The organism is Mesorhizobium sp. 113-3-9 (genome assembly GCF_016756515.1).
Taxonomy (GTDB): Bacteria; Pseudomonadota; Alphaproteobacteria; order Rhizobiales; family Rhizobiaceae; genus Mesorhizobium.
Map to the genome: position 1 here is coordinate 3916922 of NZ_AP023246.1, position 15594 is coordinate 3932515.

Here is a 15594-nt window from a genome sequence, read left to right on the forward strand (position 1 = left end):
GTTGTCCTCCCTGAACCGTCAATGCGTGGCGCGGCCGTTAGCTGGTCAGTTGGCCGGCGCGTTCGATGGCCTCGTTGACCACCAGAACATTGCGCGCCATGCGTTCCGACGCGGCGTCGATCATCTTGCCGTCGAGTGCGGCGGCGCCTTTTCCCAGGGCCTCGGCTTCCTTGAGCACCTCAAGGATGCGCCTGGCCCGCGCGACTTCCTTTTCCGGCGGCGAGAAGACGTCGTTGGCAAGCGTGATCTGCGAGGGGTGGATCGCCCATTTGCCTTCGATGCCGAGCGCCGCCGCGCGCTTCGCACCGGCGATGTAGCCCTCCGGATCGGAGAAATCGCCGAACGGTCCGTCGATGGCGCGCAGGCCGTAGGCCCGGCAGGCGACGGTCATGCGCGACAGTGCGAAATGCCACTGGTCGCCGGGATAGTCGGGGTTGAGGCCGCCAATGTTGACGGTGCGTGCCTTGCAGCTTGCCGCATAGTCGGCGACGCCGAAATGCATCGCCTCGAGCCTGCCGGGTGTCGCGGCAATCGCCTCGACATTGGCCATGCCGAGCGCGGTCTCGATCAGGGCTTCCAAGCCGACACGGGTCTTGAAGCCCTTGGCCATCTCGATCTGGTTGACCATGGCCTCGACCATGTAGAGATCGGCCGGCACGCCGACTTTCGGCACCAGGATGGTGTCCAGCCGGTCGCCGGCCTGTTCCATCACATCGACCACGTCGCGGTACATGTAATGGGTGTCCAGCCCGTTGATGCGCACCGAGACGGTCTTGCCCTTGGCGCGCCAGTCGATGTCGTTGAGCGCCTGGATGATGTTCTTGCGGGCGCGTTCCTTGTCGGGCGGGGCGACCGCGTCCTCGATGTCGAGGAAGACGAAGTCGGCGGCGCTGTTTGCCGCCTTGTCGATCATCTCCGGGCTGGAGCCGGGAACCGCCAGTTCACTGCGCTGGAGCCTCAATTTCCTGAGGTGGTTGATGGTGTGGCTCATCGTCGGCTCCCTCAGGCGGCTTCGGCGACCGGCACGGCGGCCGAGGCGCGGAAATGCTGGATGGCGGCGCCGACGCCGGAACCAGGCGCCAGGCGCACGCCGCAATCGAGCAGCGCCATTTCGGCCGCCGACAGCGAGGCGAGCACCATCACCTCGTTCAGCCAGCCGAGATGGCCGATGCGGAAGACCTTGCCCATCACCTTGTTGAGGCCGCCGCCGAGCGAGGTCTGGTAGGTGCGGTAGGCGCGCTTGACGACGTCGCCGCTGTCGATGCCTTCGGGAACCAGAATGGCGCTCACTGTATCGGAATGCCATTTCGGCGCCTTGGCGCACAGCTTCAGGCCCCAGGCATCGACCGCCTTGCGCACGCCTTCGGCGAGGCGATGGTGGCGGGCGAAGATGTTGTCCAGCCCTTCCTCGGCGATCAGGTCGAGCGAGGCGCGCAGGCCGCGCAAAAGCTGCGTGGCCGGCGTGTAGGGGAAATAACCGGCATCGTTGGCGCGGATCATGTCCTCGAAGGAGAAAAAGCAGCGCCGGTGGGTGGCGCTTCGCGAAGCAACGAGCGCCTTTTTGCTGACCGAGAGGAAACCGAGGCCGGCGGGCAGCATGAAGCCCTTCTGCGAACCGCTGACGGCGCAGTCGACGCCCCATTCCTCCTGGCGGAAGTCGATCGAGCCGATCGACGACACGCCGTCGACGAAGAGCAGGGCAGGGTGTTTTGCGTCGTCGAGAATGGCACGGCAGCCGGCAACGTCGCTGGTCACGCCGGTCGCCGTTTCGTTCTGCGTGCAGAAGATTGCCTTGATGCGGTGCGTCTTGTCCGCCTTCAGCCTCTCGGCATAGAGCTCGAGCGGGACGCCGGTTCCCCATTCGCAGTCGATGACGTCGACCTCGAAGCCGAGGCGCTCGGCCATGTCCACCCACAGATGCGAGAACTGGCCGAAGCGCGACATCAGCACGCGGTCGCCGGGGCTGAGCACATTGGTCATCGCCGCTTCCCAGGCGCCGGTGCCGGAGGACGGGTAGATGAAGACGCGGCCGGTCTCGTTCTTGAAGACTTTTTTGATGTCCTCGAACAGCGGCAAGGTGAGATCGGGGAACGACGCGGCGCGCATGTCCTCCATCGGCAGGTTCATCGCCTGCCGGACCTGTTCGGGGATGTTGGTCGGCCCGGGAATGAAAAGATGGGTGAAACCGGCCATGGTGCGAACTCCTCCTGATCCAGCAAAGCGGTGGGGGGAGTTTCTTTTCGACGGCTAAAGCCAACAACACCTTGGCGGGTAAGATCTCGCCGCGCGCGGGTGGGGGAAGCCTACCCGCTCAGCCTACCCGAAAGGCTGCTTCTGGGTACGCCTCTCTCGCGCATAGAGCGCGACAGCCATCGCCCGGTTGCGGACGTCGAGCTTGTCGTAGAGATTCTTGAGGTGATACTTCACCGTGTTCTCGGAAATGCCGGTCCGCGTGGCGATCTGCAGATTGGTCCAGCCGTCGGAAAGCACCGCCAGCAGCTCGCGTTCACGCACGGTGAGCTGCGCCAGCGGCGTGTCGTTGACCTTGTTGATGTCGATATAGGGGATGCAGATGCGTCCATGCGCGACCGCCAGGATCGTGTCGAAGATGATGGCTGGGTCGTCGAACTGGAAACAGTAGCCCTGGGCGCCGAGCCGCACGCATTGCTTCAGGATGCCGATGTCATGGTCGTTGGAAAAGACGGTGATGCGCACGTCGAGCTTGCGGCTCTGGACCTCGGCCAGCACATCAGCGCCGTCCATGTCGGCGAGCTTCCAGCCGATGACGGCGACGTCGAACCCGCCCCTATCAGCCAGATCCAGGAATTGCCTGCCGCTCTGCACGGTGCTCAACAATTCGAAACGGCCGTCGCATTCGAGCATTTCGCGCAGCGCCGATATGACGAATGGATTGCGCTCGGCGACGACAATGCGCATGCGCCGGTCGCCAACTGCCTTGCTCGTTTTCCCGGGCTTGCTGTTCAAGGGCCGTTTTTGTCCTGGGCTGCAACTCCGAGGTCAGGCTTCAGGCCTGGACCCGTATGATGACAATTCTGCCCCAATCGCGCCGGGGTGCTCTTTCCCCAGCGACATCGGCTGTCGCGCCGTCTGAAGCCCGGATTGGCTGGTTATCGATGGGATAGGCATTGCCAGGTCACCCATCCGCGATACACTCACCGGGCGATGTGGAGCAGGCGTTTCGTTTGATATTCCGTGCCTTAGAGCGATAAGTTCTTGAATCGAATCGCGTCTGTGCGCGAGATGCATCGGATTTCCGCGAAACCGGTTTCCGCTTTAGGGGCCGATGTTCTAGACCTGAGGCACAATTTTTCCGGGATGGCGGGAGGCGCTGGTGGAGGACAAGCAGACGACCTCCGCCAAGGCGGCTGACGATGCCCGCGCCGATATCTATGGCGAGGACGGTGCGGTCCTCCCGTCCTTCCTTGCCCAGATCGGGGCCGCGATCGCCGATCGCGATACGCCGACCCTCAAGCATGAAGTCGACCATCTGCACCAGTCGGAACTGGGCGACCTGATCGAGGCGCTGCATCCCGAACAGCGGCAGGCCCTGGTCGAGCTGCTGGGCGCCGATTTCGACTTTTCCGCCCTGACCGAGGTCGACGAGGCGATCCGCATGGAGATCGTCGATCATTTGCCCAATGCGCAGATCGCGCAGGCGGTGCAGGAACTCGATTCCGATGACGCGGTCTACATTCTCGAAGATCTCGAAAAGGAGGACCAGGACGAGATCCTGTCGCAGCTGCCTTTCACCGAACGGATCAGGCTGCGCCGCTCGCTCGACTATCCCGAAGAGACCGCCGGGCGACGCATGCAGACCGAGTTCGTCGCGGTGCCGCCGTTCTGGACCATCGGCCAGACAATCGACTACATGCGCGAGGACAAGAACCTGCCTGAGCGCTTCAGCCAGATCTTCGTCATCGATCCGACCTTCAAGCTGCTGGGGGCCATCGACCTCGACCAGATCCTGCGCACCAAGCGCGCGGTCAAGGTCGAGGATGTCATGCACGAGACGCGCCACGCAATTCCGGCCACCATGGACCAGGAAGAGGCGGCGCGGGAGTTCGAGCAGTACGATCTTTTGTCAGCCGCGGTCGTCGACGAGAATGAGCGGCTGGTCGGCGTGCTGACCATCGACGATGTCGTCGACGTCATCCAGCAGGAAGCGGAGGAAGATCTGCTGCGCATGGGCGGCGTCGGCGACGAGGAACTCTCCGACACAGTGTTTGCGACCTCGCGCTCGCGCGTTCCCTGGCTGCTGGTCAACCTTGTCACGGCATTTCTGGCGGCATCGGTGATCGGCCTGTTCGACCACACGATCGAGCGGATCGTGGCGCTCGCCGTGCTGATGCCGATCGTGGCCGGCATGGGCGGCAATGCCGGTTCGCAGACCATGACCGTCACCGTGCGGGCGCTGGCGACCAAGGACCTCGACATCTACAATGCCGCCCGCATCATCCGCCGCGAAATGGGTGTGGGCTTCATCAACGGCATCGTCTTTGCCGTTCTGATCGGCATCGTCGCCGCCGTCTGGTTTCGTGATCCCAACCTGGGCGGGATCATCGGAGCGGCGATGATCATCAATATGTTCGCGGCCGCACTTGCCGGCATCCTGATCCCGCTGCTGCTCGATCGGTTCAAGATCGACCCGGCCGTGGCGTCGGCGGTTTTCGTCACCACCGTCACCGACTGCGTCGGCTTTTTCGCTTTCCTTGGCCTTGCAAGCTGGTGGTTCGGCGTGAGGTAGTGGCCTCAATTGACTTTTACGTAAATGCCGTGCGAGGCTCGCGCGGGGGCCATGTCGATTCCGGCGGCCAAGGGTTTGGTTCGGGACAGAAGGCGGCGCCACGTGGCGGTCGCCCGGAATTCCGACTTGGAGTGACAATGCGGGAATATTATTCGATCACCGAACTGACCCGCGAATTCGACGTGTCGACGCGGACGCTGCGTTTCTATGAGGACGAAGGCCTGGTGCAGCCGGTGCGGCGCGGCCGCACGCGGCTGTTTCGTCCCTCCGACCGCCATCTCATCCGGCAGATCATGCGCGGCAAAAGGCTCGGCTTCTCGATCAACGAGATCCGCGAAATCATCCAGATGTACAAGGAGCCGCCGGGCGAGGTCGGGCAGCTCAAGCTGATGATCAAGCGCATCGAGGAAAAGCGCGAGGATCTGAGGCAGAAGCGCCGCGACCTCGAGGAGACGCTGGCCGAGCTCGACCAGGCCGAGGAATCCTGCGTCGAGCGGCTCGTGGAGCTTGGCGTCAACACCTGAAGCTGTTCAAATCCAGCGCCGCACCCGCTTCGCGTAGTCGCGGTATTTCTTGCCGAATTTCGCTGCCAGTATCTTTTCCTCGCCCTCGATCGCCAGTTTCTGGGTGAGGAAGGCGGCGATGAAGGCAAAGAGCAGGAACCAGGCTATCCCCGAGACAAAGGCGACGCCGATCAACAGCAGTGTGTTGGCGAGATACATCGGGTTGCGGGTGACGCCGAAGGGGCCGGTCGTGACGAGATGGTCGGGCACGGCATTGGGATTGAGCGTTGTCCTGGCCCGCATCATGGTGCGGATGGCGGTGAACCAGAGCACGGCGACGCCGAACAATGCCACCCAGCCCGCCGCGAACAGGATGTCGCCCAGGAGATCGCCGATCCAGGGCAGGGGATAGAGCATGCCGAGGATGATGCTGACGGCGATCGCCGCGGTGTAGATAACCGGCGGCCACGGTATCACTCCGGGCTTCGGCTGGGTTTCGGTCATTGCGTTCCTCCCTCATCCATCTTGTCTTCGGTCTGGGCCGTGCAGCTGCCGGCCAGATCGCCCAGATGCGCCCGGAATTCCGCAGTCTGGTCGTTGTTCTCGAGCCGATCAAGAGAGGCTTCGCCCTCAAGCGTCGTCAGCATGCAGCCGCAATAGCTCGAACAGAAGGTTGCGTTGCGCGTCTGCTCGCACGAGCGCTGGCAGGTTTTGAGGAAATTGACCTGCGGGGTTTCGACCTGGGCCGGCATCACTTGCGAGAATAGCCAGACGCAGCCGATCAGCAGGGGCTGGTGGATCAGGTAGAAGGCGAGGCTGTGGCGGCCGATGAAGACCAGCGGATTGGCCCAGCGGCCGGGTTTGAGGCTCGCAAGGCGGGCTCGCATGCCGGATGCGGAGGCGAGTTTCGCCACGCCGATGCCGACAAGCACCGCGCCGAACCATGGAAACAGCGGCACATAATCGTTGGATCGCGGATTGATCGCCGACAGGCCGATCCACCACAGCCAGGGATGATCCAGCGCCTCGAAGCGCAGGTGGATGGGCGCCGCGATGACGAGCGCGGCAATGACAAGCGTCAGCAGTGCGGGCAGGCGCAGGAAGGCGAGGCCGAGCAGGCTGGCGAGCGCGATCTGGTGCAGGATGCCGAAGAAGATGAAGCCGTCAGGGGTGGCGATTCGCGTGACGATCGAAATGGCGATCGCCGCTCCGGCAACCATGGCGAACCGCTTCCAGAAGCCGTTCCAGCGGATTTGCCGGCCATGGGCGAGATACAGGCTGATGCCGACCAGGAATAGGAAGGTCGAGGCAATGCAGCGTGCGTAGATCTTCCACCAGCCGAAAGCGGTGAGGCCCGGATCGGTATAGCCGAAGAATTCCAGGTCCCAGGTGAAATGGTAGCTCGCCATGGCCAGCAGCGCGACGCCGCGCACGATGTCGATGGCGACGATGCGCCTGGATGGCTCCGAAACGGGTACGGTCGGCGTATGGATGGTCATGGTCTCGCGATCTGATTCAGCCCCGCCTGAGGACTATCACGGTTGGACGGGACAGAAGAAGGCCAGGGGGTGGATCAAGCGACGCTTTAGGCCAGAGCCGGGAAGCCTTTGACCGGCTTCGCTTTTGGCCGGTAACGGGTCGGTTTCCTCTTAATCGCCCGGGGATGACCAAGGCAGGATTTGGCCGGTGATTCTGCTTTGGGGAAGCAATGTCCACCCATGTGCGCCATCCGATCTGGCTCCCGGCCCTCAAGGCCGCGGATGCGCGCACCTTCGCCTCGCTCTACGCGGTGGAGTCCTTTGCCCGCGCCACGGTGTCGAGCGTCATCCCGATCCAGGCCTACGAGATCCTGCACAACGAGCAGATCGTCTCGATCCTCTACACCATCGTGGCGCTGCTCGGCCTGTCGGTGACCTTGTTCATGCCGATGCTGATCCGCCGCTTTGCCCGGCGCTGGGTCTATACGGCGGGCGCCTGCCTGCTCGCCATCGGCTCGCTGTTCTTCGTCACCCATACGCTTGCCGGGCAACTGGCCGGGATGCTGTGCCGGGTGATGGGCGCCAGCGCGCTGTCGATCACCCTCAATCTCTACATCATGGACCACATCCGCAAGACCGACTTCATGCAGGCCGAATCGCTGCGCATGGCGTGGTCGATGGTCGCCTGGACCGGCGGGCCGACGCTCGGCATCTTCCTCTATACACGCTTCGGCATCTATGCGGCGCATGGCGCGGTGGCGGTGTTCGCGCTGGCCTTGCTGGCGCTGTTCTGGACCTATCGGCTGGGCGACAACCAGTCTATCCGGCCCGGCAAGACCCGGCCGGCCAATCCGCTCGCCAATATCGGCCGCTTCGTCGCGCAGCCCAGATTGAGGCTCGCCTGGCTGATCGCCTTCGGCCGCTCCTGCTTCTGGACGACGTTCTTCGTCTATGGGCCGCTGTTCATGGTGATCACCGGGCAGGGCGATATCGCCGGCGGCCTCCTTGTCTCGGCCGGCAATGCGCTTTTGTTCATGGCGATCTTCTGGGGCAAGGCTGGAAAACGCTTTGGCGGCCGGCGCACCATGACATTTGCCTATTTCGCCATGTCGGCCATGCTGCTGGCCGCGGGCACGGTGGGCGCGACCGCGCCATTGCTGACCGGCGCTTTCCTGCTTGGTGGCGCGTTCTTCACCATCGCGCTCGATGCCTTGGGCTCGACCGCCTTCATGCGTTCTGTACGATCTTATGAACGGCCGCAGATGGCTGCGGTCTATCGCACCTATCTCGATTTTTCCGAACTGACGCCGCCGCTTGTCTATTCGGTGGTGCTGATCTTCTTCGGGCTGGGGTCGGTGTTCGTCACGCTCAGCCTGCTGGCGGCGGCGTGCGGCTTCGTGACCTGGCGCTATCTGCCGAAGTCGCTGTGAGGATCACGGTGAAAGTGCCGCGTGGCGCTCGCGCACCCAGTTGTGGAAGCGGTGCAGTTCATATTCCTCCGGCATCAGCACGCCGGCGGCGTGGCGCATCGAGCGCAGGCCTTTCTGGTTGACCTCGCAGATCGCCGCATCCTCCTCCAGCACCTGTGTGCCGAAGGCGATGATGTTGTCGATGTCGGTCGCGGCCAGCGCCTCGGGCGCGAACAGCCATTCGGCGACAAGTTCCGTCTGTTCCGGCCCGAGCGGTACCAGCCGGACGGTCCTGACATAGTCGACATGGCCGACGATGAACATCGAGGGCAGGCTGGTGGCGTAGGTCTGGCCGGCGGCGCGTTCGGCCGGTGTCAATCCCGAGAAGATCGGCCCATGGGTCTTGCCGTCGCTCGACCAGGTTTCGGCGCCCGTCCGCAGACCACCGGAAAACTCCGGCGCGTCATTGTCGGCGTGGCGGGTCCATTCGGGGTCGTCATGCCGGCTCATCAGGCCGCGGCCATAGATCGGCACCAGCCGCGACAGGTCCTTGTGGACGCCCGGACAATGCAGGCACTCGTTGAAGTTCTCCCAAAAGATCTTCCAATTGCAGTGCATCACCTTGCGCAGCACATGGCCCGCCACCAGCGTTTCCAGAGGCCAGTTGCCGAGATTGCCGGAGGCAGGGTCGAAGGATGCCTGCGCCGAGCCGGCCGCATCCTCCTGCAAATTGATGAACACGAAGCCGCGCCATACCGAGAGTGCGACGCGATAGAGCGGATGGTCGGCCTTGTCGAAGCCGTCCGGCAATGATTTCGACGGCACGCGCACGAGGTCGCCGCGCAGCGAATAGGACCAGGCATGATAGGGGCAGGTGATCAGCCGCGCCTTCAGCCGGCCCTCGCTCTCCTGGCAAAGCTGCGAGCCGCGATGCCGGCACGTGTTGTGGAAGGCACGCAGCGCGCCGGTGTCGTCGCGCAGCACGATGATGTCCTGCGTGCCGATGCGGAATCGGCGGAAGGCCAGCGGCTGGGCCAGATCGGCCTCGCGGCAGACCAGCAGCCAGTTCTTGTACCAGATGGCATCGAGGTCCAGTTGATAGGCCGCTTCATCCCAATAGGCCGATGAGGGCAGGGTGGGTTCGGCCTGGGTCAGGCCGTTATAGGGATCGCGCTCGCTGGCAATGGGCTGCATGGCTGGCTTCCTGTGAAGTGGCCAGCCGACACCCGGCCGGCATAATTGTCAATTGTTGCGCCGATGATGGCTGATGTGGCCGGCATGGCGTAATCGCGCTGGTTACCGGCGGAATTTGGTTTGCCGGAGGCGATGATTCTGCCTATAGTCGCTGATGTCGTCGGTTCCATTTTGGAGCCAAGAGGGAATGCGGTGCGGGCTGACTTGTTGCCCAATGCCGTTGCTGCCCCCGCAACTGTGTGCGGTAGTCCTCTCCATATGCCACTGAAGATTTGTCTTCGGGAAGGTGGGGAAGGGCGCTGATCCGTGAGCCAGGAGACCTGCCGGCGACAGGAAACTGACTTCGATGCCCTCGGGTGGAGGGTGAAAGGACAAGACATGACTACCGCTTCCGTCTCCCTCGGCGCCTCCGTCTCCTCGCAGTCGCGCTTCATGCAGCTGGCGCTCGCCGCGCTGCTCGGCACCTTCATCATCGGCTTCGTCGGCTTCTCGCATATCGATGCGGTCCACAATGCCGGTCATGACAACCGGCATTCGATGGCGTTTCCCTGCCACTGACGAGGATCTGACATCATGAATCTGTTTCGCAACGTCGTGTTCATCGCGGCGATCGCAGGGCTCGTGGCCGGCGTCGTCCTCGCCTGCATGCAGGCCTATGCCACTGTGCCGCTGATCCTCAAGGCGGAAGTCTACGAACAGGCCGAAGGCGGCCATGACCATGCCGCCGCACCCGCGGCGCCGGCTGATGTAGCCAGCGGCAACGCAATGAGTTCCGCCGCGCCGGCGGCATCGAATGCCATGAGCGCTGCCACCCCGGCTCCGGCCGCAGCGGCTGCTCCGGCCGAAGACGAGGGCTGGGCGCCGGCCGACGGCTTCGAGCGTTTTGCCTTCAACGTGGTGTCCAACGTCGTCACCGGCATCGGCTTCGCGCTGATCCTGGTCGCTGTTTCGGAATTCGCCGGCGGCATCGGCAATTGGCGCCAGGGCGTGTTCTGGGGCCTGGCCGGCTTTGCCGTGTTCACGCTGGCGCCCGGCCTCGGCCTGCCGCCGGAACTGCCGGCCATGCCGGCGGCCGACCTCACACAGCGGCAGATCTGGTGGGTGGCAACGGTGGTCGCGACCGCCATTGGGCTTGGCCTGATCGCGTTCCGCAAGTCGCTGCCGCTTGCCATCCTTGCCGTGCTGCTGATCGTGGCGCCGCACATTGTCGGCGCGCCGCAGCCCGACAGCTTCGAGACACCGATCCCGGAAGGCCTGCACCACCAGTTCGTGGTGGCGGTGACGCTGACCAGTCTGGTGTTCTGGCTGGTGCTTGGCGCCGTCGTCGGCGTGGTGCGCGGACGCTTCACCGGCACCGCGACCAGCCTGCGCGACAGCTTTGCCTGATCGCGGCAGGCTGACCTTCATCATCGGTGGTGCGCGCTCGGGAAAGAGCGCGCATGCCGAAACCCTGGTGACGGCGTTGCCCTCGCCATGGACCTACATCGCCACCGCGCAAGCCTATGACGACGAGATGCGCGAGCGCATCGCGCTGCATCGGGCGCGGCGCGGCGCGGGCTGGACGACCATCGATGCGCCGCTCGACCTCGCCGGCGCGCTCGAGGCTTTGCCCGATAGCCGGCCGGTGCTGGTCGACTGCCTGACGCTGTGGCTGACCAATCACATGCTGGCTGACCATGACCTTGGGGTTGAATGCCGGCGGCTGGCCGATGTGTTGTCGCGGTCGCGCGGGCCGTGGTTCGTGGTATCCAACGAAGTCGGGCAAGGCATCGTGCCGGATAATGCGCTGGCGCGCCGGTTTCGTGATGAGGCCGGTCGGCTCAACCAGCAGGTCGCGGCGATCGCCGATACGGTGCTGCTGATGGTGGCGGGGCTGCCGCTCAAGGTGAAATGAGATGACCGATATCGACGGCAAGACCACCGAAGACAGGGACGAAGAGCGCCACCGCGCCAAGATGGCCAAGCGCAAGGCGGTGCAGGACGCCGAGGTGGCCGCCAAGACGATCGAGAAGGGTCTGCTGATCGTCAACACCGGCCCGGGCAAGGGCAAGACGACAGCAGCGTTCGGTTTGGCGCTCCGCATGCTCGGCTATGGCAAGCGCGTCGGCGTCGTCCAGTTCATCAAGGGCAAGTGGCACACGGGCGAGAAGGATGCTTTCGCTGCCTTCGGCGATCGCGTCGTCTGGCACGCAATGGGCGAGGGCTTCACCTGGGAAACGCAGGATCTGAAGCGCGATATCGCCGCTGCCGAAGCCGCCTGGGCCAAGGCGCTGGAGCTGATCGCCGATCCGTCGATCAGCCTTGTCGTGCTCGACGAGCTCAATATCGCATTGCGCTACGACTATCTCGATCTCGACAAGGTGGTTGCAGGGCTGAAAGCGCGTCGCGAGGGCCTGCATGTCGTCGTCACTGGCCGCAACGCCAAGCCGGCGCTGGTCGAAGCGGCCGACCTGGTCACCGAAATGGGTGTGACCAAGCACCATTTTTCGGCGGGCGTGAAAGCCCAGCAAGGGATCGAGTTCTAGAACGCCAGAACCGCGATCACCGAGACCAAGCCGAACAGCGCGATCAGCAGATAGTCGGCGACGCGGTAGAGTTTCAGCGCCCGCCTGATGTCACCGCTGTCGACGTCGCGGCGGCCGCCTTCACCCATGAAGACATCGTCGACCAGCACGCCGCCATAGCTGCGCGGTCCGGCCAGTGCCAGACCGAGCGCGCCCGCCATTGCCGCTTCCGGCCAGCCGGCGTTGGGCGAGCGGTGTTTTTTCGCGTCGCGCCACACCGCATGCCAGGCGCCGCGGGGATCGGCGTCCCTGACCACGAAAGCCGCCAGCACGATCAGCAGCGCCGTCAGCCGAGAGGCCGGCAGGTTGATCCAGTCGTCGAAGCGCGCCGCCGCCCAGCCGAAGGCCTCGTGGCGCGGGGTGCGGTGGCCGATCATCGAATCGGCGGTGTTGGCGGCCTTGTAGGCGGCTCCGCCGGCCAGCCCGCCGACACCGGTCCAGAAGGCGGGAGCGACGATGCCGTCGGAAAAATTCTCCGCCAGGCTTTCGATCGCCGCACGGCAGACGGCGGCGCGGTCGAGCGCCTCGGGATCGCGGCCAACGATTCGCGAGACGGCGACACGGCCCATGGCCAGCCCGCCTGTATCGAGCGCGTCGGCGACGGATTCGACATGTTCGTAAAGGCTCTTCTGCGACAGAAGCGATGTCGCCAGAAGGGCGGCAACGACCAGTCCCAGGGGAACGAACCAGAGCAGGACAAGCTGTACGCAAAGGCCGATCACTGCCGGCACCAGCACGATGACCAGAAGTGCCTGGACACCGCGTTGGCGACGTAGTGCGTCGGGATCAGTGGCGCGGTTGAGCCTGCGATCGAGAAAGGATATCAGCCTGCCGAACCACGTCACCGGATGGCCGATGGCGCGAAATAGCCAATCCGGGTAACCGAGGGCGAATTCGACGGCCAATGACAGGAAAGCGATCAGGACTGACATGAAGCTTCTTGAAGGAGCGGTGGACCATGGTGGAAGTCTCGGCCGGGCGAGGGTGCTTTTCCCCAACGCCGTATTGCCTTTCGTCGACCTCTCTACCGGTATCAATCCGCTCTCCTACCCGCTTTTCGACCTGCCCGCCACCTCGCTGTGGCGATTGCCGGAAGCCGGGCGGGCCCGTGAGCTGACAGAGATAGCGGCCAGGGCCTACGGCGCGCCGTCGCCGGCCAACGTCGTCGCCGCGCCCGGCACGCAGATCCTGTTGCCGCGTGTGGCGTCGCGGATCAGGCCCGGCAAGGCGTTGGTGCTGGGGCCGACCTATGCCGAACATGCGCGTGCCGCGGCGATCGCCGGTCACGAAGTGAGCGAAGTCAGCGATTTCGCGGCGCTGGCGCGGGCCGACCTTGCCATCATCGTCAATCCCAACAATCCCGACGGTCGCGTCATCGAGCGCGACCGGCTGCTGGCGCTGGCCGCCGGGCTGCGCGCAAAAGGCGGGCTGCTGGTCGTCGACGAAGCGTTCATGGATGTCGGCCCGCGCCAGCAGAGCCTCGCCGGTGATGTCGATCAAGGCGGCATCGTCGTGCTGCGTTCGTTCGGCAAGTTCTTCGGTCTCGCCGGCCTGCGGCTCGGCTTCGCGCTTTCGGATGCAGCGACGGTGGAATCCCTGGAATCGCAATTCGGGCCATGGGCTGTTGCCGGCCCGGCGCTGGAATACGGCATCCGCGCGCTTGCCGATCTCGGTTGGCAGGAAACGATGCGGGCCTCCCTGGCGGACGCGGCGGCGCGGCTGGACTCATTGTTCGACCGTTTCGGCGTGCCTGTCGCGGGCGGCACCACGTTGTTCCGCTATCTCAGCCTGCCGGATGCCGCCGGCCTGTTTTCAGCGCTTGGCGAGCGTGGCGTCCTGCTTCGGCATTTCTCCGGCCGGCCGCATGTCCTGCGCGCCGGCCTGCCGGGAAGTCAGGAGGAATGGCTGCGGCTCGAATCGGCCCTTGCCGATTGGGCGATGCTGCGCGAGGATCGGTCAAGGGGTTCAAAGCCATGATCCATGTCTGTTCGCTGTCGAAGATCGAGGAAACGGTGGCCAGGACCGGTGCCGAGCGCATGCTGTCGCTGCTCTCCGTCGGGACGGATGTGACGCGTCCGGCGTCGATATCGAGGGAAAATCATCTGCATCTGGTCATGCACGATATCGCGGTGGCTCAGGACGACATGACCATGCCGGGCGAGGAGCATGTCCGCACCCTGCTCGATTTCGCACGCCGGTGGGACCGGGCGAAGCCCATGGTCGTGCATTGCTATGCCGGCATCAGCCGCTCGACGGCTTCGGCCTACATCATCGCCGCCGCGCTCGCGCCAAAGCGCGACGAGGTCGAACTGGCCCGGACGCTGAGGACACTTTCGCCCTCGGCGACACCCAATCCGCGCTTGATTGCGGTGGCCGACGCGCTGCTGGAGCGCGATGGCCGCATGATCGAGGCGATCCAGTCGATCGGGCGCGGCGCCGACGCGTTTGAGGGCACGCCGTTCGAGCTGAAGATCGACAGCTAGCAAACCATCGCAATCTCGGAGATTCGGCAGAAGCCTCCCTGCGTTCGTCATCTACGGGCGGAGCATGAGCGAAGCTCCGTTGCGGAGACCCGAGGATCCATGCCGCGACATCAACCGTAGAGTGCAGCGGAGCGGAATTCTGCACCGTAGCAGCGCTTCCGAGTCCCAGCATGGATCCTGGGGTCTGCGCTGCGTCGCTTCGCTCCAGGATGACGAAGTCAGGGGCTTCGGCCAATCTTAGAAGGGCGCGATGAGCGTCTGTGTCAGGCGACCATCCTACTTCAGCCAATCGGCGAGCTTTGCCTTGCGCACATCCCTGACCAGGCTGATGAAGCCGTCGGCCTGATGCTCCGCGGTCAGCCGGCCTTTTTCCGCCGTGGCGATGCTGGCATTGCCGACCACGCCGTTCGGGTTGAGATCCCCAGCGATCCAGGCAAAGGCATGGGTGCCGGTATGGCGCAGCAGCGAGAATTCCTTCTCGGCCCTGGCGACGTTGGAAACGAAATTCTCGGCCTTGGCCATGTCGACGAGATCCGGCCGGAAGTGCAGCATCAGCGAGGTCTCGACATCGCCGCCATGGATTCCGTGACGATCCTCGAGTTCGGTATACATGCCGGCCGGCCGGCCAAAACGCTGCCAGCTCGTCTTCACCGCCAGCATCTTTTCGCGCACCCGCAATTCGCGCGTGATGATGCCCATGATCTCTTCATTGCCGCCATGCGAATTGACGACGATGAGCTTGCGCACGCCGGCGCGCGCGATCGACACGCCAAGTTCGGTCCAGGCGTCGACCAGCGTCGTTGCCGGCAAAGTGAGCGTGCCCGGCGCATGCAGGTGCTCGTTCGACTTGCCCACCGCCTGGACCGGCAGGATGCGGATGTCGAGATCACCGGGCAGGCGGGCGATCACCGTGTCGAGCATGCCGTTCATGATCGAGGTATCGGTCGAGACAGGCAGATGCGGGCCGTGCTGCTCGATCGCCGCCACCGGCAGGACGGCGATCGTCGCCTCCGGATCGATCGAGGCGTATTCTGTGGTCCGGTAGTCACCCCACCAGACGCGTCTTTTTGTATCGTTCATTCTGTGCCTCGACGGAACTGATTTGGTGTCGGCGCTGCCCCTCACCGTTACCCTCTCCCCGTGAAGAACGGGGAGAGGGGGATCGCCAGCGTCGGAGTGCTTCCCTTCTCCCCGTCTC

General features: G+C 64.2%; 17 protein-coding genes and 1 riboswitch. Of the genes, 9 read left to right on the top strand and 8 right to left on the bottom strand.

Translation table 11 applies throughout. The annotated features are described in order from the left end of the window. Positions 1 to 37: 37 nt before the first annotated feature. The 3 genes from MesoLj_RS18980 to MesoLj_RS18990 all read right to left on the bottom strand — a co-directional run bounded on the left by MesoLj_RS18980 (position 38) and on the right by MesoLj_RS18990 (position 2937). A complete protein-coding gene (locus MesoLj_RS18980) occupies positions 38 to 991 on the bottom strand; it encodes an HpcH/HpaI aldolase/citrate lyase family protein (RefSeq protein WP_202321765.1) in 954 nt (317 codons plus the stop codon). Between the two features lie 11 nt (positions 992 to 1002). Beyond that, a complete protein-coding gene (locus MesoLj_RS18985) occupies positions 1003 to 2193 on the bottom strand; it encodes an aminotransferase class V-fold PLP-dependent enzyme (RefSeq protein WP_202321766.1) in 1191 nt (396 codons plus the stop codon). A 123-nt stretch (positions 2194 to 2316) separates the two neighbouring features. Next, the gene (locus tag MesoLj_RS18990; RefSeq protein ID WP_202321767.1) at positions 2317 to 2937 is read right to left on the bottom strand and encodes a response regulator transcription factor; all 621 of its coding nucleotides are present in this window, start codon (positions 2935 to 2937) and stop codon (positions 2317 to 2319) included. Between the two features lie 415 nt (positions 2938 to 3352). On the opposite strand from MesoLj_RS18990, the gene mgtE reads away from it, so the two are divergent. Together mgtE and MesoLj_RS19000 are read left to right on the top strand one after the other, a co-directional pair. After that, positions 3353 to 4765: a magnesium transporter gene (gene mgtE / locus MesoLj_RS18995; RefSeq protein ID WP_140772865.1), complete on the top strand. Its 1413-nt coding sequence runs from the start codon at positions 3353 to 3355 to the stop codon at positions 4763 to 4765. 137 nt (positions 4766 to 4902) lie between these two features. Beyond that, entirely contained in the window at positions 4903 to 5289 is a 387-nt protein-coding gene (locus MesoLj_RS19000) for a MerR family transcriptional regulator (RefSeq protein ID WP_006203215.1), read from the top strand. Between the two features lie 6 nt (positions 5290 to 5295). On the opposite strand, the gene MesoLj_RS19005 is transcribed toward MesoLj_RS19000, so the two are convergent. Further along, on the bottom strand, positions 5296 to 5772 hold the full coding sequence (locus tag MesoLj_RS19005; RefSeq protein ID WP_202321768.1) for a methyltransferase family protein: 477 nt from the start codon (positions 5770 to 5772) through the stop codon (positions 5296 to 5298). Then, positions 5769 to 6767 carry a heparan-alpha-glucosaminide N-acetyltransferase gene (locus MesoLj_RS19010; RefSeq protein ID WP_202321769.1) on the bottom strand — a complete coding sequence of 333 codons (999 nt, stop codon included), beginning with the start codon at positions 6765 to 6767 and terminating at the stop codon, positions 5769 to 5771. The genes MesoLj_RS19005 and MesoLj_RS19010 overlap by 4 nt, the downstream gene beginning before the upstream one ends. Positions 6768 to 6976: 209 nt before the next feature. Between MesoLj_RS19010 and MesoLj_RS19015 the strand changes: the two genes are divergently transcribed. Next, positions 6977 to 8176: an MFS transporter gene (locus tag MesoLj_RS19015; RefSeq protein WP_140772871.1), complete on the top strand. Its 1200-nt coding sequence runs from the start codon at positions 6977 to 6979 to the stop codon at positions 8174 to 8176. A 3-nt stretch (positions 8177 to 8179) separates the two neighbouring features. Here MesoLj_RS19015 and MesoLj_RS19020 read toward each other — a convergent pair whose 3' ends face one another. Continuing rightward, complete coding sequence (locus MesoLj_RS19020; RefSeq protein ID WP_202321770.1) at positions 8180 to 9349, bottom strand: aromatic ring-hydroxylating oxygenase subunit alpha; 1170 nt, start codon at positions 9347 to 9349, stop codon at positions 8180 to 8182. Positions 9350 to 9493: 144 nt separating this feature from the next. Further along, a riboswitch (cobalamin riboswitch) is annotated at positions 9494 to 9691 on the top strand. Positions 9692 to 9727: 36 nt separating this feature from the next. On the opposite strand from MesoLj_RS19020, the gene MesoLj_RS19025 reads away from it, so the two are divergent. The 4 genes from MesoLj_RS19025 to cobO are packed head-to-tail and all read left to right on the top strand — an operon-like array spanning position 9728 to position 11874. After that, entirely contained in the window at positions 9728 to 9907 is a 180-nt protein-coding gene (locus MesoLj_RS19025) for a CbtB domain-containing protein (protein ID WP_027029535.1), read from the top strand. Positions 9908 to 9922: 15 nt separating this feature from the next. Next, entirely contained in the window at positions 9923 to 10735 is an 813-nt protein-coding gene (locus MesoLj_RS19030) for a CbtA family protein (protein ID WP_202321771.1), read from the top strand. Further along, complete coding sequence (cobU, locus tag MesoLj_RS19035) at positions 10728 to 11243, top strand: bifunctional adenosylcobinamide kinase/adenosylcobinamide-phosphate guanylyltransferase (RefSeq protein ID WP_202321772.1); 516 nt, start codon at positions 10728 to 10730, stop codon at positions 11241 to 11243. Before MesoLj_RS19030 ends, cobU begins: the two co-directional genes overlap by 8 nt. A gap of 1 nt (position 11244) precedes the next feature. Then, a complete protein-coding gene (cobO, locus tag MesoLj_RS19040; RefSeq protein WP_202321773.1) occupies positions 11245 to 11874 on the top strand; it encodes a cob(I)yrinic acid a,c-diamide adenosyltransferase in 630 nt (209 codons plus the stop codon). Here the strand turns inward: cobO and cbiB are convergent. Then, positions 11871 to 12845, bottom strand: coding sequence for an adenosylcobinamide-phosphate synthase CbiB (cbiB, locus tag MesoLj_RS19045; RefSeq protein WP_202321774.1), 975 nt, complete (start codon positions 12843 to 12845; stop codon positions 11871 to 11873). The genes cobO and cbiB overlap by 4 nt on opposite strands. On the opposite strand from cbiB, the gene cobD reads away from it, so the two are divergent. Together cobD and MesoLj_RS19055 are read left to right on the top strand one after the other, a co-directional pair. Further along, on the top strand, positions 12844 to 13890 hold the full coding sequence (gene cobD, locus MesoLj_RS19050) for a threonine-phosphate decarboxylase CobD (protein ID WP_202321775.1): 1047 nt from the start codon (positions 12844 to 12846) through the stop codon (positions 13888 to 13890). The two genes, cbiB and cobD, sit on opposite strands and share 2 nt — an antisense overlap. Continuing rightward, complete coding sequence (locus MesoLj_RS19055) at positions 13887 to 14396, top strand: tyrosine phosphatase family protein (protein WP_202321776.1); 510 nt, start codon at positions 13887 to 13889, stop codon at positions 14394 to 14396. Before cobD ends, MesoLj_RS19055 begins: the two co-directional genes overlap by 4 nt. Positions 14397 to 14672: 276 nt before the next feature. Here MesoLj_RS19055 and MesoLj_RS19060 read toward each other — a convergent pair whose 3' ends face one another. Continuing rightward, entirely contained in the window at positions 14673 to 15476 is an 804-nt protein-coding gene (locus MesoLj_RS19060) for a creatininase family protein (RefSeq protein WP_202321777.1), read from the bottom strand. Between the last annotated feature and the right edge of the window lie 118 nt (positions 15477 to 15594).